Origin of the sequence: Nostoc sp. C052 (assembly GCF_013393905.1) — a bacterium.
GTDB lineage: Bacteria > Cyanobacteriota > Cyanobacteriia > Cyanobacteriales > Nostocaceae > Nostoc.
Genome location: NZ_CP040272.1, coordinates 4,074,285 through 4,097,390 on the forward strand (window position 1 = coordinate 4,074,285; position 23,106 = coordinate 4,097,390).

Genomic DNA, 23,106 nt, shown 5'->3' on the forward strand with positions numbered 1-23,106 from the left:
TGATATTTACTAATGCAAAGTTAACTGCGTGAATTTGATTTTAAATACTGTTCCATGATTGCGTTCTAGGGTGATATCGCCTTCCAGTTGTTCTGTAATCAAGTCATGTACTAACGATAGACCCAAAGAATCAGTATTTCTCCAATCTAAATTATCTGGTAAACCAATTCCATTGTCTCGGATAGTCATTTCGATATTATTGCCAGCATTACGTAAAGCAATACTGATTGTGCCTACTTGTTGATCGGGAAAAGCGTGCTTGAGAGCATTGGAGATTAATTCGTTAATCACCAATCCACAGGCAATGGCTTGGTCAACATTCAAACTCAATGGATCTATATCAGTTTCTAAAGCGATTTTATTAGGCCATATTTGATAGGAAATTAGTAAGCTCGTAGCTAAATTGTGGATATAATCAGCAACATCAATTTGTCCAATATTCGCTGAAGTATACAAATTTTTATGAATTAGAGATATTGACTCAATTCGATTTTGACTTTCTCGCAGAACTTTGATGACTTCTGGATCTTTGAGTGTTTGTGATTGAAGTTGTAATAAACTAGAAACAATTTGCAAATTATTTTTAACTCGATGATGAACTTCTTTTAAGAGAACTTCTTTTTCAGCTAAGGCAGCTTTTAACTTGACTTGAGCTTTTTGTCTTTGAACAAGTTCAGTTTGAGCTTGTTCTAAGATGCTAGATTGTTGAATTGCGATCGCTAATTGGACTGTGAGATGATCGAGCAAATCTAATTGATTTTCTTCCCACTCACGAAAACCAGAGCATTGGTGAGCAACCAGTAAACCCCAAAGGTGAGAGCCAGGGTTTTGAGAGCCTGCTTCTAGTAAAATGGGCACAACTAAATTTGCTTTCACCTCAAACCGTTCTAGCAGGCGAATATGGCAATCAGTTAGTCCAGCTTCATAAATATTAGCGATCGCTCGCTTGCGTCCCTGATAATACTCTACTCCTGTAGCTGTTTGAAAACACGTATCATGAATCTCTACGCCCAAAGAAACTGTCCATCCATCTTCTACCGATTCCGCCATAATTGTGCCGATCATCTCTGAGTCAAATTGATAAACTACTACTCGATCGACACCAAGTAAATCTCGTACTTCTTGAACTGTTGCATTCAGAATATCTTGAAGATTCAAAGATTGACGAATTCGTTGAGCAACAGTTCGCATTAATTGCTCCCGCTCGGCTTGAGCTTTTAGAGCTAGTTCAGTTTGCTTACGTTCTGTGATGTCTTGCCCAATACCGATAATTTGACCATTTGAAAGGTAAACATTAGTCCAAGATGTATCTAGTAAACGACCATCGCGCACCTGAGTTTTAAAGTCACCCCAATTACGTTGTGCAGACTGAATAAAATTAATTACATACTGTCGATATTCCAGATTAGGATATAACACTTCCAAGACATCACGAGTTGGGAAATCTTGAAATTTCCAACCAAGAATATTTTCCCATTCTTGGTTCACCCACTGAAGTTTACCATTAGCATCAAAAAGGGCAATCATTAAAGGTATACTCTCAAAAATTGTCCGCAAAAATTCATTTTGCTCTTGGAGTTTTGTTTCAACATTTTTGCGGTCATTAATATCATTAAATACTGTCAAAATTGCTGATTCATTATTAAAGGTTAAATATTGCAATGAAGCGATCGCCCAGAAATGAGTTCCATCTGATCTTTTTAATTGGAGTTCATAATTATGAATAAAGCCCTGTTGATTAAGAATCTTTAAAAGTGCTTCTAAATCTGCCAAATCATGATATAAATCCAAAAAAAAATTACGATTAACTAAATACTCTGGAGAAAGCCGAAATGTTTGAAGCAATTGTGTATTAGCGTATAATATCAATCCATCAGACACACGCGAAATAGTTAATGGAAGAGGAATAGCTTCAGAAATGACGCGAAATCTTGCTTCGCTTTCCTGAAGAGTTTTTTCTATTTGTTTGTGTTCTGTGATGTCTCGTATATTAACTAAGCGAGCATTATAAGTGCCATAGTCTATTGTCTGTGTGAAAATTTCAACATCAATAATCTGTCCATCTTTTCGCCGATGTCGCCATTGTTTCGCAAAATGTAAGTTAGAGTGATTTTGTTCTAAATATTCCAGCAATAGAGAGACATCTTCTGAAGGGCGAATGTCAGTTATTCGCATTTGCAAAAACTCTTCTTGTGAGTAGCCGTAATGGAGAACAGCAGCTTCATTTACATCTAAAAATTGTAGATTATTCTGGTCATATACCCACATTGGGTTAGGATTTTTAGAGAAAAGGAGATTAAAACTCTTTTGACTTTCATTCTCAGGAAATAGCATTGGTGATTCTGTGACAATTTTTTTTAAATGCCAGATTTAATTTGTTGAAATTTAAAAAATTGAGTTTTTGTAAAATCTGCAAAATAAAAATCGTATTTTTATTAACGTTTGTAATACAATATTAGATTTGCTAGTACCGATTACCTGTGAGGTTCCATAGAGGGACTTCCAGAAATTAAATTATTAAATTTTGAGAGAGAATGATGATCGTTAGATTCTTCCTCCTTTGCTTCCCCTGCTTACCGAAACGACGGAATACTTTTTTAGTTGAAAGTCCCAGAACAGGTTGCTTAAGTAACTTGTCTCATCAAGCCTGATATTGTAAAGTTTCACAAAGAATCGGTCTAAAGCATAGACTGAAATTAACCAATGTTTTTACTCTGTGAGATTGTTAAGATATTTATTTTTTCGTAGGAAAAATTTACTCCATTTGAATGAGTACTTGGGGTTGCTTAAGGGTGGGTTTTAAAGAAAAATTATATTCACCATCAGTATTATTAGCAAACTATCGGCAGTTTTTGCAACCTCATTGATTGAAAAAATGCAAATAGCGCATACTCTTACGGAGAAGCTACGCACAGCTTCTCGCAAAGAATCTTTGTGGACTTTGTATTATTTACGGTAGCCTGCGCTATCTTTTATCTAGGGCGTCCCAGTGTAGTTATATATAAAACGGCTTCATCAGTAGGAATACCCAAAACTTCATTTACTTGATCGTCAAAGAATCCACCGATACCACTGACGCCTACATTCAGGTGCATTGCTGCTAAATTCAGGCGTTGCCCCAAATGACCGGCATCCATGTGTAAGTAACGGTAAACGCGATCGCCATATTGTGCGATCGCAGATTTCAAATCGGCGGTATGAAACAATACTGCTGCTGCATCCCGCCCTAATTCTTGTCCTAAACAGAGAAAATGTAACTCTCGGCGGAAGTTTTTAAACCGAATTTGGCGTAATTCTTGGGCTTTCGGTGCATAATAATAACAACCCGCCTCCAATCCTTTGACTCCGCAAACAGCAATGAATGTTTCGATTAAATTTAGATCGAAGTAGTCTGGAGAAATATCTAAACTTTGGTCGATGTAATTTTTTGGCTGGTAAGTGAAATCGAGTAAACTTTTCAATTCATCGAAGCTTAAATCCTCACCATTGTAAGCACGGGTAGAGCGTCGCTTGTACATGGTGATTTCTAGTTCTGACAGCTTTTGTCCCCAATCTATAGGTGCAGTATTAGTGGGAATTTTTAAACAGAAAGGAAAATTGTATTTATCCTCCAAAGATTTTTCTTGTTTAATAGTTGGTAGATTGAGATTGCCAGTTACACCTGATTGGATATGAGTGTGTCGATGGAAATATGTTAGTAGTTCGCCATCGGGGATTTGAGGATAACTTGTTTCGGTAGCGGAAGGTAAAGCAGTACATCCCAATGGCAAATTTTGATTAATATCTAACAAGTCTGCCAGAGGTAAGACAGCGATCGCACCTTCTTGTTGCGGATCGACATAAAGCAGATCGTTAACCGATTCATCTACAAAGCCGCCAATTAGATGGGGGCGATAGTCAGTAATCGCACCAGCCAACTCGATATTACCCAACAGGTGTCCCGTATCCAGAAAAATCCGACGGTAAGCCCGATCTTCATAGCGCCATGCAGAACGATAGAAAACCGCAGTCACAATAATTGCTAATTGGGTATTTTCTAAAGAAGGATGCCAGAAACAAGCTGCTTGGAGATTTTGCCAAACATCACTTTCCCAATAATGCATGAGAGAATGAGTCCGACACTGGTAGTTATACAAACCAGGTGGTAATAACGACGTACCACGGGAAACCACATACACCTCAGCAGGGTATAATCCGCCTGCACTGGGAGCAGCACGTAAATACACCGCACTACCCATAGAAGGCATTTTCGCCGTTAATCCATAACTGCGAAACAACAGCCGCGAAAGTCTTTGCCACCATTGAGCATCCGGGTTATTAGCATAAGCCTCTGGTTTTTCTTGGATATAGGGTTTGAGATCAAAAGTAGAGCCAATTTTGTACTCTTTAAAGGGCACTGGCTGCTTAGTCCAGTCTAAGCGCTGACTTTTGGAGGCGAGAGTCTCAGGATTGTATTTAGTCCGTTCGTGATAATGCTGGGCAATTGATTGGTGTAATTCTGGCATAGTACTTTTAATATCCTTGGGGCATCCTTTTCTTGATCTTGGCATTCATTAGCCTCATTGTTTCGTGTCAATTGGTACAATCCTCAGAGTCATAAAGTGGTATTTGGTAACAATTGGATTGGGGATTAGGGATTAGGGATTAGTTATTCTCCCTTGTCTCCCAGTCTCCACTCCCAAGTTCCAAGTCACCAGCCCCCAGCTTTCAAGGGTAGGTGTTTAAAAATTAGGCAGAAGAGAAGGTGATTTGGGGAATACTGTGTTGTGGAGTAAATGTAGGCCACGGTTCAGGAAAAAACTACCCTGTGGTAATTTAAGGCTAAGGTGTACACACAAGTCTTAAAATTCCCCCCAGTACAAAACGGCGTAAATAAACCACCCATTTCAATACTTGTCGGGTTTTGGGGAAAAGGGGAAGGGCAAAGAGGAAAGAAAAAACCTTTAACCTTTAACCAAAACCCAATTCCGAGTTAAAAATGCAAAACCTACGCAGTATTACCACCCATTTAGAATAGCCAGAAAGCTTACAAAATTATTAGGGTTGATAGCGAAGACTAAAGTAAAAGCCATCATCTTGAGCATTATTACCACGATCGCTAAGATCGATAAATGGAAATCCGTAATCGAGGCGCATAAAGAGATTATCAATTCCCAATGCCTGATTCCACAAGAATCCTAAGCCTGCACCCACTAAAAAAGTTTGATTGGGTAGCTGATTAGGATTATTAGACTGATTCCAGACGGCTCCCATGTCTACAAATGGCGCAAGTTGAATTGTGGATAATCCAGCTTCATTACGCTGCACTGTAAACCGATCTTCGATCGCTACCCGAAATCCATTATCCCCAGAACGGATATTTTGACGATATCCCCTTACAGATTGTCCGCCGCCAATGACAAATTGCTGGGAAGGTAAAAGGCTATCTGGTGTCAGCTGCAAGTCTGCTTGGATGAGCAATAAATGATCGTTGCTGAGTTGCTGCACGCGCTGGGCTTGACCTAGCCAACTAAAAAAGCGACCATCGGGTATGGGGTCATTGTTGATAGTTGCATCTAAGATATCAATGCCAAAGTTAAATTGCGATCGCAAAAACCAAGCTCCTTGAGGTTCGCGCTTGATATAATCTTGACCAAATTTAATTACACTGGTGCGGCTCACACCATTAGCATCAGGCCCAATGCCAAAGGGAGTTGCAAGATTATCAAAGAGGAAAGTTTGACCATCTTGATAGGTAAATCCTAAAGATAAGGCAAATTCTTCTTTAGGCGATCGCATCAATGGTTGACGATAATTTATTTCATAAAGATCCTGGTTGGCTCGAATACCAAAGGCGTTAAAGGGTGGCTCAGTGATTTTGTTGCGATTCAATGCCGCTCGAATCTGCACTTTGCCATTCATGGCGTTCACGGGAATCTGATAGCTAAAATCAAAGGCATCGGAACCACCAGAGAGTGTATGGTAATATGAGCCTGCTAATTCATCTCCCATACCAGTTAAATTGCGATCGCGCAGTTCAACACCCAATCTTTCCGCTCCAATACTGGGAGGCGAATAATTATCTACGCCCAAGCTACCAGTTAAAGGGTTTGCCTCTTCAACTCTCACAATGAGAACACTTTGACCAACTTTACCCGTTGGACGCAGACGCGCTTCTACATTGGTAAATAGGGGATCGAGTCGCAACAATTTTAGTTGTTCTTCGAGCTTACCAGTATTGAGAGGAATACCAGCACCTAATTGGATGCGGCTACGAATATAAGATGGGTTTAATCGCCGCGTCCCCTGAATTTCAATCTCAGTCAAACGCCCTTCCAACACCCGAATTACTACAACTCCATCTGCGGTGCTAGATTGTTTCGTGTCTGGAACTGCTCTGGAATTTATATAACCTTTATTTAGGTAAAGCTGAGTAATAGCATCTGCGGCTTGTCTGATTTCTTCTAAAGTTAAATCCCGTTCTTCAAAGGGTTTGACTACTGGATTAAAGTCATTTTCATTAAAAACTGTGCTACCTACAACCTGGATTTTGCGAACTCGAATGCGCTGTGGTGTTTCTGGTTGTGGATTCGGTTCGCTTTGATTGGGCTTAGTTGTCGGGGTAGGTTCTGTTTCTTGTACTATTTGTAACTCTAGCTGACTGCTATTTTTAGCCGAGTCTGGTGTAAAAATATTCGCTGTAGCTTTCAGTTCATTTGCAGTTAAAATCCAGACCGCAGGCAGAATTAGCAAGCTACACTGAAAACTGAAACTGTGCTTACTCCGTTTAGTAGTTACCAAACCCCGCCAAGTTTCTAACTGATCAGAGAAACAGACAATCTTTTGCTGAGTAATTATTTCAGATTTAACACTAGTTTCTGTTTCTTTGCTCATTTCTCAATGGAGTGCCTTATCTAACGACTGGGCTGATGGGGATTGGGGATACGATAAGTATTTCAATATCATATTTTTGACATTCAGATTTCAGAAGATTTGTAACTAAAACTATAATTAACGGCGATTTATTCTAAGTGATAGTCCTTAGCATTATATTGTGGTAACAGGTAAAAAACTTGGGAATACTTCGATGTCGCCACTGATCTCCATTGTCATCGTCAATTACAACCGCGAGTCTTACCTTCAAGAAGCGATCGCTAGCGTCTTAGCGCAGACATGGCAAGACTTTGAGCTACTAATTTGGGATAATGGCTCTACAGATAGATCGGTGGCGATCGCAAATGCTTATACTCAACAAGATGATCGAGTGCGGGTAGTGGAGGCAGAGAATCAAGGAGTTGCAGGGGCTTGTAAGGCAGCGATCGCCCAAACTAGGGGTACTTACATCGGTATATTAGACAATGATGATATCTTAGCCCCTACCGCCCTTGCCCAAACCGCCACAGTCCTCAACCGCCATCCAGAAGTAGGATTTGTTTACACCGACTATTTAGATATCGATCGAGACGGCAAAGTTATCAGCTACGGTCATCGTTGTAACATTCCTTACTCTCAAGCCGGTCTGTTAGTGAACTTCATGACGTTTCACTTCCGCTTGATGCGGCGATCGATTTACGACCGAGTGGGAGGTGTTAACGAATCATTCTCTTGCTGTGCCTATGATTATGACCTATGTCTGCGACTTTCAGAAGTAGCCCAGGTACGCCGAGTCAAAGAGCCACTCTATTTTTACCGAAATCACTCTCAAAGCATTTCTGTTACTAGACAAAAAGAACAAATACTCTGGTCTAAACGAGCGATCGCACAAGCACTTTGGCGGCGGGGATTAGCAGATAAGTTACAAATCGATGTAGAATTACTTACAGGTCGCTTTATATTGCGGCGCAAAAAATCCTTATTGTCTAATATCGCCGCTTCAGTCCTAGTTATTGCCTCGCTGGTAAGTCCCAGATTAGCTCAAGCACAACAAATAGTTCCTGCTAACGATGGGACAAACACAATTGTTACACCCAACGGCAATCGACTTGATATCACTGGTGGTACAACCTCTAGAGATGGTGCGAATCTTTTCCACAGCTTTCAGCAATTTGGGATTTCACCAGAACAAATCGCCAATTTTCAAGCTAGTCCGGCGCTGCAAAATATCCTTGGTCGAATTACAGGCGGAAATGCTTCGGTTATTAATGGCTTAATTCAGGTAACAGGTGGCAATCCTAACCTTTTTTTGATGAATCCAGCCGGATTTATTTTTGGAGCAAACGCCAGTTTAAATGTACCTGGTGCTTTCACGGTGACAACAGCTAACGGCATTGGTTTTGGCAGCAGTTGGTTTAACGCCATCGGTGTTAATGACTACAAGAATTTAGTTGGAAACCCCAACGGATTTGCCTTTAGTACGAACCAGCCAGGAGCGATCGCTAATGCTGGAAATTTGGTGGTAGGTGCTGGACAAAATTTGAATTTATTAGGCGGTACTGTAGTTAACACTGGGCAACTTTCAGCACCGGGAGGACAGATTACGATCACATCCGTACCAGGGGAAAATTGGGTGCGTCTTAGTCAGCCAGGAAATCTGTTGAGTTTGGAAATTCAGCCCCTCACCTCTAGTAGCAGCCAACCCAATAACTGGACAATTCCCATTGCATCTTTACCGGAATTGCTGACAGTTGGGAACACAGGGTTAACTGCTAATCCTGACGGGACTGTAAAATTAACAGCCTCGAATGTGACAATTCCCACAACACCAGGGACAACCATTGTTTCCGGCAAAGTGGATGTATCGAGTCAAACAGGCGGTACGGTAACTGCTTTGGGTAAACGAGTCGGGGTGATTGATGCCAACATTAACGCCTCTGGAAGCAATGGCGGCGGTACTGTACTAATTGGCGGTGATTTTCAAGGTAAGGGGACTTTACCCAACGCCGATCAGACTTATGTGGACTCAAAATCCGTCATTAATGCTGATAGCAATTTGAATGGAAACGGCGGACGCGTAATTGTTTGGGGTAACGACACAACCCAATATTATGGCAACATCTCGGCTCGTGGAGGAGCAAATGCCGGCAATGGTGGAAATGTCGAAGTATCAGGCAAAAATTCCTTGACCTTCAACGGTTTGGTAGATACTTCAGCAATTAATGGCAACTTTGGCACTTTATTACTAGACCCCAGCACACTTACCATCATCGATGGTACAGCAGGGACAGGTAGTTTTGATGGCACAGCTGGTAATATTGCTTTTGGCGATGCAGATATTGGGGCGAATACCGTTTCTTGGGGTGCGATCGCAGCATCAGGCACAAATATCAACTTACAAGCCACAGGAAATATTACCATCAACGACATCACCGGAGCTACGCCCTTAGTAACTACCCTTGGTGTCGCTACATTAAACTTGGGTAATGGCGGTAGCTTCAACCTGTCTTCACAAAATGGTTCTGTAAACTTTGCCAATCCTGCCAACACAATCAAGACAACCGGGGGAGCCATTACCATATCGGGAGCCAGTCTATTATTGGGAAATTTGGATACAACTGGGTTTGGATATGGTGGTACATCTATAGCTGGAACCGTGAATTTAAGTGCCACAGGGGACATCATCACAGGTAGAATTACTTCCTCTGCAACTAATGGTAATAACTCAGGTACAGGCGGCAATGTAGTCGTAACAACCACAGCAGGCAGTATTACCACAGGGGCCATTAACTCATTTGCATCAAAGACAGTACCAGGTGGAGATTTTACAGCTAAATCTGGTGCAATTAATTTAACTGCCAGAGATAATATCACTGTGAATGACGGCATTGACGCCTCAGCAACAGCCACTAACGTCGATGGTACTGCAAGCGCCACAGGTGGCAACGTTACTTTACAAACTACCAATCCCTTGGGCAGCACAATTCGCTTTAACAGCATCAACACACAGGCCACAACGGATTTTGGTAATGCCAACACTGTTCAAGGTGGCAATGTCCAAGTGCTGACAAATGGACTAGTGCAAGGAAGAAGCACAGGTACTACCATCGCTACTGGCGGAATTTTGGATTTTGGACGAGGAGGAACCACTAGCATTGCGGGAGGCACTGTCGCAATTCGACATGATGGTGGTCAAAATAATGTGCCATTTATCGTAGGTGATGCGACGAGTACCAATGGCACAGCCGGAACAATTAATGCGGGAGACACTTCAATCCTCGCTTCTGGCAACTTTCCAGTCTTGCCAAATGGTGGAGATGCTAGTGGCACTCCAACCCGAATCACTATTACATCTGTCAACACCCCGCCGATATTAACGGCAAACTCATCGCTACCCAATACCCAGACTAATCAAGCTGTGACCTTGACGTTCTCTAGTTTGGCTCCACTCGTTAGCGATGCTAATAATGACATCACCTCCATCCAGGTTGATGTAGTGAATACAGGAAATCTGACTGTCAATGGCCTTCCTGTCATCCCTGGTGTAACTACCTTATCTAGCGGCGATACTTTAGTATATACCCCTCCAACTGATGTGAATGGGTCACTAAATGCCTTTGTAATTAGTGCAAATGACCGCGTTTCGTCTTCTGCACCTGTACAGATAGGAATTAATGTCAGTCAGATTCCTACCCCAATTCCTACCCCAATTCCTACCCCAACTTTTACCCCGAATCCTCCCCCTTGCTCATTCCAATGTACTCCAGGTAAACCGAATGTCCCTGGTCCTAATAATCCTAAGATTGACAACCCCATTATTAATACCGATCCCACACCCGAAGATAAATTCACAGATGATTTTGCCAACCATTTAGGCATACCCACTCCTCAAATCAAAACACTGGATGAGTCCAAAGAAATTGCTCGCAAAATTGAAGAAGCTACTGGTGCTAAACCTGCATTTATCTATATCAGCTTTGTTCCTGTGGAGGTTATACCAGAGGGAAGTTTTGGCAAAGCTCAAAAATCTACTAAACAATTGAATACTCTCGCAGAACAAGATAGCGACCAACTGGAAATAGTCGTAGTAACAGGAAAAGGCGATCCTATCCGCAAGCGCATCCCAGAAACTACCAGAGCCAAAGTTCTCCAAGTCGCTCAAGAATTTCGTGACCAAATCGTTAGTCCACAAAATCGTCGCCGCACCGGTTACTTGCGTTCATCTCAACAACTTTATCGCTGGATTATTGCACCATTAGAGGCAGATTTACAGGCAAGACAAATCAATAATCTGGTTTTTCTACCAGATATTGGCTTACGTTCAACCCCAATGGCAGCGCTTCATGATGGTAAAGGGTTTCTAGTAGAAAAATATAGTATTGGCTTGATGCCAAGTATTAGTTTGACTAACACTCTTTATAAAGACATAAAAAAATCTCAAATTTTAGCGTTGGGAGTTTCTCAGAGTACACAAGGACAAGAGCCTTTACCAGCAGTTCCCTTAGAATTATCAACACTGGTATCTAAACTCTGGCAGGGCAAATTATTGTTAGACAAGCAAGCCACCTTAGACAATCTCAAAACCATCCGCCGCCAACAACCTTTTGGAATTATTCACATGGCAACCCATGCCGATTTTGCTACTGGCGCTTTGAGTAATTCCTATATTCAACTGTGGGAAGACAAGTTACGCTTGAATCAACTACGACAGTTGCGGCTGAATGAACCCGAAGTTGAAATGCTGGTGCTGAGTGCTTGTAGAACAGCTTTGGGTGATGAAGAATCCGAATTGGGATTTGCGGGTTTAGCAGTGCTGGCAGGTGTGAAAACTAGTGTTGCTAGTCTTTGGTCGGTTAATGATGCTGGTACAGCAGCGTTGATGACAAAATTTTATGAGAACTTAAAGACAGCTCCAATTAAAGCAGAAGCCCTGAGAGAGGCTCAAGTAGCTATGGCCAAAGGGCAAATTTACGTAAAGGATGGACAAGTGCAAGGTTTGGGAGTCGTTGGGAATTTGCCTTTACCTGCTGACAGCACTGATGAATCCCTGACGCATCCTTATTACTGGGCTGGATTCACAATGGTTGGTAATCCTTGGTGAAGATGGGTAGCCGTAAGTAATCGCTTGCGATCGCATCATCCAGCCAGCTGTGATAATTATAAAAAATTAGCGATCGCTTTCTGGTGACATAGCACCTACTCTAGTACAACACGGCATAAATAAACCAACATTTACCATTTGCCGCATTCTTTTTTCAAATTGGTATTATTCAGATATGTGTAGATAAAATAGCGAGTATGTTGAGAAAAAAATCTGTATGACAAGCTACCCAGAAACCCTAACTAGTAACGAATCCATTAATGGGCTAATCACTGAGACAACCAGCATTAACCATGTGGAGGTAATTGAAAATGTCATCGACTCTTTGGAACAAGATGATAGTGCAATGGTTAGCCACACTCCAGAAGGTGGTTATCTCTGGAAGTTTAAGTACGGAAGTGTAGAAGTCTTTGTCCAACTCAATGGCACAACCGATGAAGACACCATAACGGTTTGGTCTACAGTGCTAAATCTACCTGCTAAAGATGAACCTAGATTACTGCGTTATCTTTTAGAGTTGAACTGCTCTAGCACTTTTGAAGCACGTTTCGGTATTATTGAAAATCGCGTAGTTGTAATATCAACACGCACCCTAGCAGAATTAGCTCCTGGCGAAGTATCTCGGCTAATTACAATTGTGGCAACGATCGCTGACAATAACGATGAAGCTTTACAGTCTGAATTTGGTGCGACTTAAGAAATTTTGGATTTTGGATTTTGGATTTTGGATTTTAGATTTGGCTATTGCTGCATCGGATGCCGATCTATTTGCTTAAGTATTTGGTGCAGAATCTTTTACCAACGTGCATATCGCAGCCAGTTTTGCTTTAAGTTTGCGGATTATGCAGCAAAGGCTGTATACGATATTTTGAACTTTAGGTGATTATCTCAAAAACTTTTTCTGTATACCAATTAAAAAGCGCCTGGGAGTGTTGCCGTGTTTCCACCCCAGACGCTTTTTATTTTTAACTTGCTCCTCACACAACTAAATCGTATCACTGCTTCAATCAAAAGGCGAGTATCGTGAGTGACACTTTTAGAACTGCACCACTAATTTACACCACTTTTCAAGTTATGTCTTAGGAGTACTTTGTTCACATTAGCATTTTGCAGACAAGATAGGGACTTATGCAAAACATTAAATAATTATTAAAAATATATACATTCCCTTAATTAATGCCTGAAACTCTTTAATAATCAATCAAACTCCTAAATAAATATTAGCACTCAACGTTCGCCAGTGCTAATTTATGACTGAGGTTTAATGCCGATGATCTAAACCAAATCTAAACTTTTTCTAGATGCTTTAGTTCCTTTCCAGACGTGATTTTAGAAAAAACTAAATCTTCCCTACAAATAGTCTAAAACTGGGAGTACTAGCATGAAATACACTTTTGATATTGTCGGAGTCTCTCCACTTTTGCAGTTTTTTAATCACCAACAGCAAAGTGGAAAAAAATCACACCACCAAGGTGTGGAATATTTGGGAATGCATACATGTACACTAGATACATTTCTAGAATCAGTAGAATCAGTTCCACCAAAATGGGGTTGGAATCTAGATCAAGTAGTAGATACTGTAATTCAGTTTTGGTTGAACAACTCAGACAGTATTCGTTATTGGAAAGTACGTTTAAGTGATGCTGGCAAGGATAATTTACTAGTCACAAGATTAGCAGATATAACCGCCTTACAAGCTGAGTTTGAATCCTTACTAGATAAGGAATGGTAAAGAGATAGCTGAAGCGGAGTAACTCTTACTCCGCCTTTAATCAAAATCAATGCTTTTCTCTACTATTTTCGTTTTCAAGTACTTTGAGAACTTTGAGATATAAATTTTCTACTCTTTTCGTCTGAACTTCACCAAATGAAGCGTAGTGAGTTAAGCTAGGAGCGCCATTTACTTCAATCAGTGTGTAATCTAGCATTGGTGAGGTTAGATCGTTAGTCAGAATATCCACACCTGCTAATCTCAATTCCATATCTTTTGTAATATTTACTGCTAATTTTTTAAAATCAGGATGGATATTTTCAGTGAAATCTACTGCCTCACCTCCAGTTGATAAATTTGCATTGTCTAAAAGATAGACTAGATTGTTCTTGGGTATAACAGTATTAAAATTTAACTTTCGTCTTCGTAAGTTTGTTTTGATTCTATAATCTTCAAAATCTATAATTTCTTTTCTACCATTTTTAATAAAACTTTCCTGTTTTTGTTGCATAAGTTCCAAAACATTAGATTTCCCATCTCCTATGATAAATAAAGGAATTCTTTGATATGCTGAAACTACTTCATCATCAAGTACTACAATTCTATAATCATTGCCACTATAGAATCGCTCAACAATAAATCCTGAAGTTTTTCGCAATATTTTCTTGGCTGCTTGATAGTATTCTTGCTTGCCATGAACCTTTGTAACAAATGTTCCTTCACTGAGATTAATCGGCTTGACAATTACGGGAAATCCTAACTCTTGAGCATAATAAAATCCTGTGTCTATATTCTTGAGATCGGCTATTTCTTCGCATAATTCTTCACAAAAAAATGTTTTTCCTTCAGTAACTTTATAACCAAATTTATTCAGAAAAAAGTTTGAAGCCCCTTTGTCTTTAGCTATTGCTACAGAAGCAAAAGAATTAATGCTAAACCTGCTATTACGAAAAAAAGTTTTATTACCATTTTTAAACGTAATCATTCCTAAAACTGTACATTCTGGGTCTACCAAAACTACTGCTTCCATTTCCTCTGCTAGTTTTTGAATTATTGATGTTACAAATGGTGTTTTCATTATCAAAGCTATATTTTTGTCGGGAAAATCTTACCTATTTTATGGCAGTTAGTCAAGATGTTTGAAATTAAATAATTGCAACACATATTTTTCCTACACATATAATAAAATTTTTAGGAAAAATTCATTTTTTTAATATCTAAATAAACTATGAAAATTTAAATATTCTAAACTAACTATAAAAAATGTAAATGCCCGCAATATAGCTTGACCGTAGGTATAGCACTATAAAAAAATTAAAAGGTTGTCTGCACCTATTAATTCTACGCACGTTATTGTTCTTTTTTTAGTGAGTTTCTAATAGTATTTTTTCAGACATTGATGTTCGCTTTACCACTGATGCGGACTTTACTTATGTGTAGGCATACAAATCATGCAAACCCAATAATTGCCAAACTATTTTCTTGAGCATTGTTGTGTACTGGAAACAATTGCAAATTAAGGATTTGAGATTCATAACTATCTAAGAATTTCAACTAAGTTGGTCTAAAATATAGCGCTAAGTGTTGACAATTTATTAATAATCGAATAACAAGGTGGCAGCAGCATTAAAAAAAGCGTTAGTGCATTCCTACCTAGAAACTAATTAACGCCCTTCATTAAACTTCATACGGATAACATAATTATGCCAGAAAATACGGATAACAAAGCTTCTAAATCAGACAATCAGGCTATTGCTTATAAAGAACGCCTCAATTCTTGGGCGATCGCTCGTCTAGTTCCTAATACACAACAGGAAATTGTTGCTCGCTTCCGCACCCGTTCTGATGCTGATGGCTATATGCGACACCTCCCTCAGGAAATACCAAATGCTTCCTATATGGTTGTTTTTGATTGTCAACGCCAAGAAGCTGTAATTTAAAATATAAGTACAGAAATAGACCTATCTTAAAAAATAGGTAACAGCTTACAGGTGACAATAACCCAATACGCTTGGGTTTACGCTAAAAACTAAAACTGCCGTAAGAATTCAGCACCCAGGAGTCAGGAGTCAGAATTTATAAGAACGACTGAATAATTAGCATATTTATTCATCAAATGTTCTTCTTATTCTTTAACTATTCTGACTCCTGAATTCTGTTAGATCAAATACTAGTCCTATATGAATCAATACGATTCACTTAAGGGCTACTGACAACAATTTTGGGTTTTAGAGACGCGATGAATCGCCGGCTCTACAAGTGTCTTAGGCTTATCTAAACTGCATTGCTATATAACTATAAATTATTAAGTTTTTTTGCCAAGATTATATACAAGTGTTTTACTTAAAAACAAATTCCGTAATTATACCCTTGACATTAATATTTTAGATTACTTAGAAGTAAAAGTTAGTGTATTCAGGAGGAAAGAGTAACTCACGTTTAAAAGCGTGGGATTGAAGCAAGACTGGAAGCTTTGTATCAAGACGTATAGCGCAAGATACAATTCTTCTTTTTAAACTGGGTAATAAATAGTCCAGAAATCATTTATAGTTCTTTACTCCTGTAATAGCTGCCTGACACTCTCTAAGGGATGCTGCGCTGTCTACCTCCTGACTTGAAAGTGCTGTTAGCGGATAGCTAAGGTTTAGCCCGTGCTGAGTGCTGAGTAAAAATACCAGTCCCCAGTTATTCTTTCATTCAAGGCTTTTGAAACTTGTTTCATCGGGACTGCTTTCTCTAATAAGCCCTAAAGTGCTGGAGGGTTAATAAATGGTCAAACAGCACTGATATGACCGAAAACTTAAAGGATACAAGCCCCTGAATTTATTTATGGAGAATCAAAAAAATGTATTTCTAGACGCACAGTGCAAGAAATACTACGTCCTTGTTTCAAGCCCCTAAATTTATTTATGGGGATTGTAATTTTTAATTTTTAATTCCCCGAAGGGGTTGACTGGTTTAAAGCTGTGAAATTTTTCCGCAAACAAGAATTACTAGCGCTGTTGCTGGGGATTGTCTTCTCAATTTCTGTAGTCTTACTCTGGCAGAGACTTTTAATCCAAACTCCGGGGTTATTCGCACAAGTAGTATTGATTTTAGGGTTATTTCTTGTTATCACCCTGATACTATCCATCTATTTCACCTTGATGATGAAAGCAAGTAACCAACAGATAAAGGCAATAAATCAGGAATTAACTCATCGGATTTTTGAACAGAAACAGACAGAAATTGCCCTCCGCACCAGTGAAAATCGTTTGCGACAGCTGTTGGAAACTGTCAAAGTCATCCCTTGGGAATTAGACTTGAAGACTTGGCGATTTACTTACGTTGGGCCGCAAGCGGTAGACTTGCTAAATTATGCGATCGCAGAATGGTACGAGGAAAATTTTTGGGTTAATCATCTGCATCCACATGACAAGCAAAAGTCTGTTTGTTTTCGCCAAGAAGCAACTGCTAGGTGCGAAAATCACGAATTAGAATACCGAATGTTAGCAGCCGATGGGCGAGTTATTTGGCTACGAGACATTGTTAGTGTAGTTGAAGAAACAGGAACTCCTACCATGCTGAGGGGGTTTATGTTTGACATTACTGATTTAAAGATGGTTGAAGAAACCTTGAGACTGAGGGAAAGGGCGCTTGCTGCTACCAGTAATGGAATTATTATTGCCGATGCTAGACTAGCTTATAATCCGGTTATTTACGTCAACCACGCCTTTGAGCAAATAACAGGCTACAGTGCGACTGAGGTGATTGGGCAAAACTGTCGATTTTTGCAACGCACAGATACCCAGCAACCAGCACTCAATGAATTGCGCTCATCTCTTCAAGCTGGAACAAGTTGTAAAGTGGTTCTCCGCAACTATCGCAAAGATGGTACTTTGTTCTGGAATGAATTGAGTATTTCTCCAATCTATGACGAAAACGGCAAGTTAAGCCACTTTATTGGCATTCAGACAGATATTAGCGATGTCTATGACGAGCTGCGCTTACGCAAGCTTGCCGAAGCGAGTCTACGTCGGCAAGCCCTTACTTTTGAAAACATGCATGATAGTGTAATTATCACAGATTTAATTGGCAATATTATTGACTGGAATCCTGCTGCCGAAACTATGTATGGCTATAGCAAAGCAGAGGTTTTAGCTAAAACTCCCAGTATTCTGCAACAGCCGGAAGTAGCCCCAACATTAAGCAGCAAAATTCTCGAAACAATCAACCAGCAGGGACGCTGGTCGGGGGAAATACACTTTATTCGTAAAGATGGTAGCGAGGGAATTTCTGAAACAACCGTAGTCTCCTTACAGGATGAACAGGGAGAAACGATCGCCACTGTTAGCATTAATCACGACATTACCGAAAACAAACGGGCTAAAGAGGCGCTGCAAAGGCAATTGCATCGCACTCTACTACTTGAACAAATTACTCAGGAAATTCGGCAAAGTCTTGATACTAGCAAAATCTTTGAAACGGCTGCTACCCAAATTGGACAAGCCTTTAAAGTTGATTGCTGTCTAATCCATTCCTACATTAGTTACCCTACACCCCGAATTCCTCTAGTAGCAGAGTATAATATTTTCCCCGATCGCTGCACTATATTGAGATCGGAAGTTCCCCTGACTGATAATCCCTATGCAGAGCAGATGATGGCGCAAGAAAGTGCGATCGCTTCTTGTGATGTGTACGTTGATCCTTTACTCCAAGGGGCTGAAGCGATCTGCCGAAAAATGGGGCTGAAGTCTATGCTGTCAATCCGCACATCCTATCAAGGAGAACCCAATGGTGCGATCGTTTTACATCAGTGCAGCTATTTTCGACAATGGACACAAGACGAAATCGAATTACTAGAAGCAGTGGCGGCTCAATTAGGTATTGCTCTAGCACAAGCTCACTTACTAGAACAAGAAACGCGCCGACGGGAAGAACTTACTTTGAAAAACTTTGCCTTGGAGCAGGCAAAACGTCACGCAGAAGCCGCAAATCGGGCAAAAAGTGAGTTTTTGGCGATGATGAGCCATGAAATTCGGACTCCAATGAATGCTGTTATTGCCATGACAGGTTTACTGCTGGATACTGACCTCACACCTCAACAGCAAGACTTTGTGGAAACAGTCCGCAGTAGCGGAGATGCTTTACTCACCATCATTAACGACATTTTAGATTTCTCGAAAATTGAGTCGGGCAAACTGGAATTAGAAGAACAGCCTTTTGATTTAAGGGCTTGTGTGGAGCAGGCTATTTCACTTGTGGCTCCAAAAGCTGCCCAAAAGGATATCGAATTAGTTTACCTGATCCAGCCCCAAGTTCCTACTCAGATCGTCGGCGATTTAACTCGTCTGCGCCAAGTCTTGATGAATCTCCTCAACAATGCCATTAAGTTTACTGAAAAAGGAGAAGTGCTACTCTCTGTTGAATTGGGAACTGGGGATCGGGGATTGGGGATAAGAGGTAATGAGGAGGATCAAGAAACTTCTCCCCAGTCCCCAGTCCAAATTCAATTTGCTATCAAAGATACGGGTATTGGCATCGCACCAGATAAAATAGAACGATTATTTCAACCCTTCACTCAGGCTGATGTCTCCATGACTAGACGATATGGCGGCACAGGGCTAGGACTGGTAATCAGCAAGCGGCTTACTAAGATGATGGGTGGTACTCTTTGGGTAGAAAGCCAGGGATTTGTCGGTGGCAATCCTAGCCCTAGATGGAAAAATGGAAAATTATTATCTCCTGATTCTTCCCAAGGTTCAACATTTTACTTCACTATTACTGCCAAAGTAGCTGCTCAGTCAGAACAACCGGAATTCAGCACTTCGACAGTGCAGCTGGCGTCGAAGCGCATCTTGATTGTGGATGACAATCTGACCAACCGCAAAATTCTTAGCTTGCAAGCAGAGTCTTGGAAGATGGAAACTTTTGCTGCCAAATCTGCGAAAGAAGCTTTAGCTGAACTTGCTCAGGGAACACAGTTTGATATTGCCATTTTAGATATGCAGATGCCAGAAATGGATGGCATAACTCTAGCTCGTCAAATCCGTAAGCAATCTAGTTGTCAAAATCTGCCTTTAGTAATTATGACTTCTTTGGGTAAAGCAGAAACTTCCTCTGACTTTAATGATGTCCAGTTTGCTGCCTCTTTGAGTAAACCCATCAAACAGTCTCAACTCTACGATGTTATTACCCGTCTTTTGGGAAATCAGCCGATCGCAGCCAGTGTTTCTCATTTTCCCTTGGTTGATCGGCATTTAGCCCATCGACTGCCACTGCGGATTCTTCTGGCAGAGGATACGATTGTCAATCAGAAAGTTGCCCTATTGATGCTACAAAAAATAGGTTATGGGGCAGATGTCGTCACCAATGGGCTAGAAGCGATCGCAGCTTTGCAAAAACAGCCTTATGACGTAGTGTTGATGGATGTCAATATGCCAGAAATGGATGGGTTAGAAACAACTCGGAGAATCTGTCAAGAATGGGGAGTGGGTTTTCGTCCTTATATCATTGCCATAACTGCTAATGCAATGCGGGGCGATCGCCAAATTTGTCTTGCTGCTGGTATGGATGACTACCTTAGCAAACCGATTCAGCTTCCAGAGTTAACTCAGGCTCTCAGCAAATGTCAACCTCAAAGAAGTTCTGAATTTACTTCTATGGGCAAACAAGGGAAAATTATTTGGCCAGAATTGCCACCTTTGCCAAATATTATACAGTCAGGGCAAAATCAGAGATTAAAAAGCGCCGCCAATAATATTGATGCCAAAATCCTCCAATCCTTGCGGAATATGGTCAGAGGAGATCGTCTGGTATTTGCTCAACTAATTGAGTGTTATCTTACAGAAACACCGAGACTAGTAGAAGATATAAGCACAGCTATTATAAATCAGGATACCGAAACCCTATGGAAGACAGCCCACCAACTCAAGTCTAGCAGTGCTTCGGTTGGAGCGATCGCCTTGGCGCAGCTTTGCAAGCTGTTAGAAGCACAGGGACGCAGTAGTAAATTAGAAAACATCCTAGAATTATTTTCACAACTATATCAGGAATATGAACAAGTTAAAACTGCCTTAGAAAAAGAACTCGCGAAGGAAGTACCATGAAAGCCACTGCTCAAGAAAGCCAATCTTTAGTTCTAATTGTTGATGATGAACCTTTTATTCGCCTGATACTGCGGCATTTCTTGGAGCGGGAAGGCTATCAAATAGCGGAAGCTCAAAATGGTATAGAGGCTTTAACTGTCTTTAAACAACTGCACCCTGATATAGTACTCCTTGATGCCATAATGCCGGATCTGGATGGGTTCGACTGTTGCACTCAGTTACAGCTTTTGGATTATAACAAGCACACTCCAGTTTTGATGATTACAGGACTTGAGGATCAAGAGTCAGTTGACCGTGCATTTGCAGTGGGAGCAATGGATTATGTTACCAAACCGATTCATTGGCCAGTTTTGCGACAACGGGTAAAACGCTTGATTGAGCAATCTCAGTTACAGCAAAAACTAGAAGCCGTGAATATGGAATTGCAGAGATTAGTTACTATCGATGGATTAACTCAAGTAGCTAATCGCCGACGGTTTGAAGAGTATTTTAACCAAGAATGGCAGCGCCTAAAACGCGAACAACGTCCACTTTCTCTGATTCTTTGCGATGTTGATTTCTTCAAATTATATAATGATACTTATGGTCATCGGATAGGCGATCGCTGTCTTCAAGAAATCGCTCAAGCCATCAAAGATATTATTAAACGCCCAGGAGATTTAGTTGCCCGTTATGGCGGGGAAGAATTTGCTGTAGTTTTACCTAACACAGACACCGAGGGGGCGACTCATGTTGCGGACAGAATTTGTCATGCTGTCCGAACACTAGCAATTCCTCATCAAAATTCCCAAGTTAGTCCTCATGTAACCATTAGCGTCGGGTTTACGACGGAAATTCCTCAGGCCGATTCTGACTTAGAAGAAATGATTGCCGCAGCGGATCGGGCATTGTATAAAGCAAAGGCAGCAGGACGTGATCGCTTTGTGCAAAATATTTTACTACCGAGAAGTAAAAATTCCTGCTAGTGCGCCAGCAAGATTTTAGATTTTGGATTATGCAAGAGTGACTGGTAATCGCATTTAGCTTTTCACCTGTCTCAATCATTAGTATCAAAAGTCCATAGTTAATGACTAATGACTATTTTAAAAATCTACCCCTCGTTTAAGTTCTACACCATGATTAGCATAGTGTTTGTGGCAATAAACTTCTGAGTGGACGCTAGCCAAGTCGAAGTACGCGGGTGGATTTTGACAGCGGCCAGTGATAATGATTTCGGTGTCGCGGGGTTTACGGAGTAAAGCTTGAACAATGGGTTCAACGGGGAGTAATTCTAAGTCAACGGTGGGATTGAGTTCATCGAGAATAATAGTTTTATACAGTCCAGAGGCGATCGCAACTTTCGCAATTTCCCAACCCCGTTCGGCTTCTACATAATCTAATTCTTGCCGGGAATTTCGCCAGACAATGGAATCTCCACCGCAACGCTGATGATCCACCACTTCTGGATACGACTGCTGCAAAGCGGCGATCGCTGCATCTTCTGTGTAGCCACTACCACCTTTAAGCCACTGCATAATCAACACACGGGTAGACCCTGGATGATTAATTCCCCTACCAATGGCCTGCAAGGCTTTACCCAAAGCACTAGTAGACTTACCTTTACCAGCACCAGTATAAATTTCAATCCCTTCAAGTAAGAGGGCCTTGGCTGTTGGGTGGTGATGAGGTTTCATTTCTGAGTGCAAATCTGCAATATCAAGCAGCTTTTGCGGTGCGGCGCGTCCGGTGGCGATGATTTCTAACTCTTGGGGTTTGGATTTTAATGTCCGTACCACTTCATCTACTGGTAGCAAACCTAAATCTAAAACGGGGTTAATTTCATCCAAGACGACAACTGAATATAAACCGCTAGCGATCGCACCTTTGGCTACATCCCAACCCCGCGTAGCCTCATCTCGATCAAAGATGGTAATTTCATCATGGCCAAAAAATTCGGCTCTCCCAGTGCGAACCTGGTCAATTAAATGGGGAAATCCACGTTGCAAAGCTGCGATCGCGCCATCTTCGTCATAATCACGTTCTGGCCCTTTTAAAAACCGTAACAGTAAAACGCGGTTAGAATTGCTAGGCGTATTTATCCCCAAGCCAATTGAGCGCAAAACCACCCCTAAAGCCGCTTGGGACTTACCTTTACCCACACCATCGTAGACGTGAATTTGACCAACTAGCCGTTCCTGACGCACTTGCGCTGTGCGAATACCAATACCGTTCCTTGTCATTTCTCGAAAAGCTATAAAGTGGCAGTCTTTAATCTTACCTAACGTCTTGTCTTCTCCGGTAGAGAAACTGCCGCTCTCATGAGTCCGTACAATAGCTAAATGAATGTATTAAAAATATCAATAATGGAATACTCG

General features: G+C 40.9%; 11 protein-coding genes. 6 read left to right on the plus strand and 5 right to left on the minus strand.

The window, feature by feature from the left end:
- Positions 1 to 9 precede the first annotated feature (9 nt).
- The 3 genes from FD723_RS16605 to FD723_RS16615 form a co-directional block, all read right to left on the minus strand.
- Positions 10 to 2,334 carry a PAS domain S-box protein gene (locus FD723_RS16605; RefSeq protein WP_179066305.1) on the minus strand — a complete coding sequence of 775 codons (2,325 nt, stop codon included), beginning with the start codon at positions 2,332 to 2,334 and terminating at the stop codon, positions 10 to 12.
- A 638-nt stretch (positions 2,335 to 2,972) separates the two neighbouring features.
- Positions 2,973 to 4,505: a SagB/ThcOx family dehydrogenase gene (locus FD723_RS16610; protein ID WP_179069173.1), complete on the minus strand. Its 1,533-nt coding sequence runs from the start codon at positions 4,503 to 4,505 to the stop codon at positions 2,973 to 2,975.
- Positions 4,506 to 5,037: 532 nt separating this feature from the next.
- Positions 5,038 to 6,873, minus strand: a complete 1,836-nt coding sequence (locus tag FD723_RS16615) for a ShlB/FhaC/HecB family hemolysin secretion/activation protein (protein ID WP_179066306.1) — start codon at positions 6,871 to 6,873, stop codon at positions 5,038 to 5,040.
- Positions 6,874 to 7,066: 193 nt separating this feature from the next.
- Here FD723_RS16615 and FD723_RS16620 point away from each other — a divergent pair, with 193 nt between their 5' ends.
- From FD723_RS16620 to FD723_RS16630, 3 genes are all read left to right on the plus strand, one after another.
- Positions 7,067 to 11,953, plus strand: coding sequence for a CHAT domain-containing protein (locus tag FD723_RS16620; RefSeq protein WP_179066307.1), 4,887 nt, complete (start codon positions 7,067 to 7,069; stop codon positions 11,951 to 11,953).
- A 217-nt stretch (positions 11,954 to 12,170) separates the two neighbouring features.
- Positions 12,171 to 12,650, plus strand: a complete 480-nt coding sequence (locus tag FD723_RS16625) for a YbjN domain-containing protein (RefSeq protein ID WP_179066308.1) — start codon at positions 12,171 to 12,173, stop codon at positions 12,648 to 12,650.
- Between the two features lie 684 nt (positions 12,651 to 13,334).
- On the plus strand, positions 13,335 to 13,685 hold the full coding sequence (locus tag FD723_RS16630) for a hypothetical protein (RefSeq protein ID WP_179066309.1): 351 nt from the start codon (positions 13,335 to 13,337) through the stop codon (positions 13,683 to 13,685).
- A 46-nt stretch (positions 13,686 to 13,731) separates the two neighbouring features.
- Here the strand turns inward: FD723_RS16630 and FD723_RS16635 are convergent, their stop codons facing one another.
- Positions 13,732 to 14,742, minus strand: coding sequence for a cyanophycin synthetase (locus FD723_RS16635; RefSeq protein WP_179066310.1), 1,011 nt, complete (start codon positions 14,740 to 14,742; stop codon positions 13,732 to 13,734).
- Between the two features lie 625 nt (positions 14,743 to 15,367).
- Here FD723_RS16635 and FD723_RS16640 point away from each other — a divergent pair.
- The 3 genes from FD723_RS16640 (at position 15,368) to FD723_RS16650 (ending at position 21,717) form a co-directional block, all read left to right on the plus strand.
- The gene (locus FD723_RS16640; protein WP_179066311.1) at positions 15,368 to 15,604 is read left to right on the plus strand and encodes a hypothetical protein; all 237 of its coding nucleotides are present in this window, start codon (positions 15,368 to 15,370) and stop codon (positions 15,602 to 15,604) included.
- Positions 15,605 to 16,630: 1,026 nt separating this feature from the next.
- Positions 16,631 to 20,752, plus strand: coding sequence for a PAS domain S-box protein (locus tag FD723_RS16645; protein WP_179066312.1), 4,122 nt, complete (start codon positions 16,631 to 16,633; stop codon positions 20,750 to 20,752).
- A complete protein-coding gene (locus tag FD723_RS16650; RefSeq protein WP_179066313.1) occupies positions 20,749 to 21,717 on the plus strand; it encodes a PleD family two-component system response regulator in 969 nt (322 codons plus the stop codon). The genes FD723_RS16645 and FD723_RS16650 overlap by 4 nt, the downstream gene beginning before the upstream one ends.
- A gap of 117 nt (positions 21,718 to 21,834) precedes the next feature.
- On the opposite strand, the gene FD723_RS16655 is transcribed toward FD723_RS16650, so the two are convergent.
- A complete protein-coding gene (locus tag FD723_RS16655) occupies positions 21,835 to 22,971 on the minus strand; it encodes a cob(I)yrinic acid a,c-diamide adenosyltransferase (RefSeq protein WP_179066314.1) in 1,137 nt (378 codons plus the stop codon).
- Positions 22,972 to 23,106: the final 135 nt, after the last annotated feature.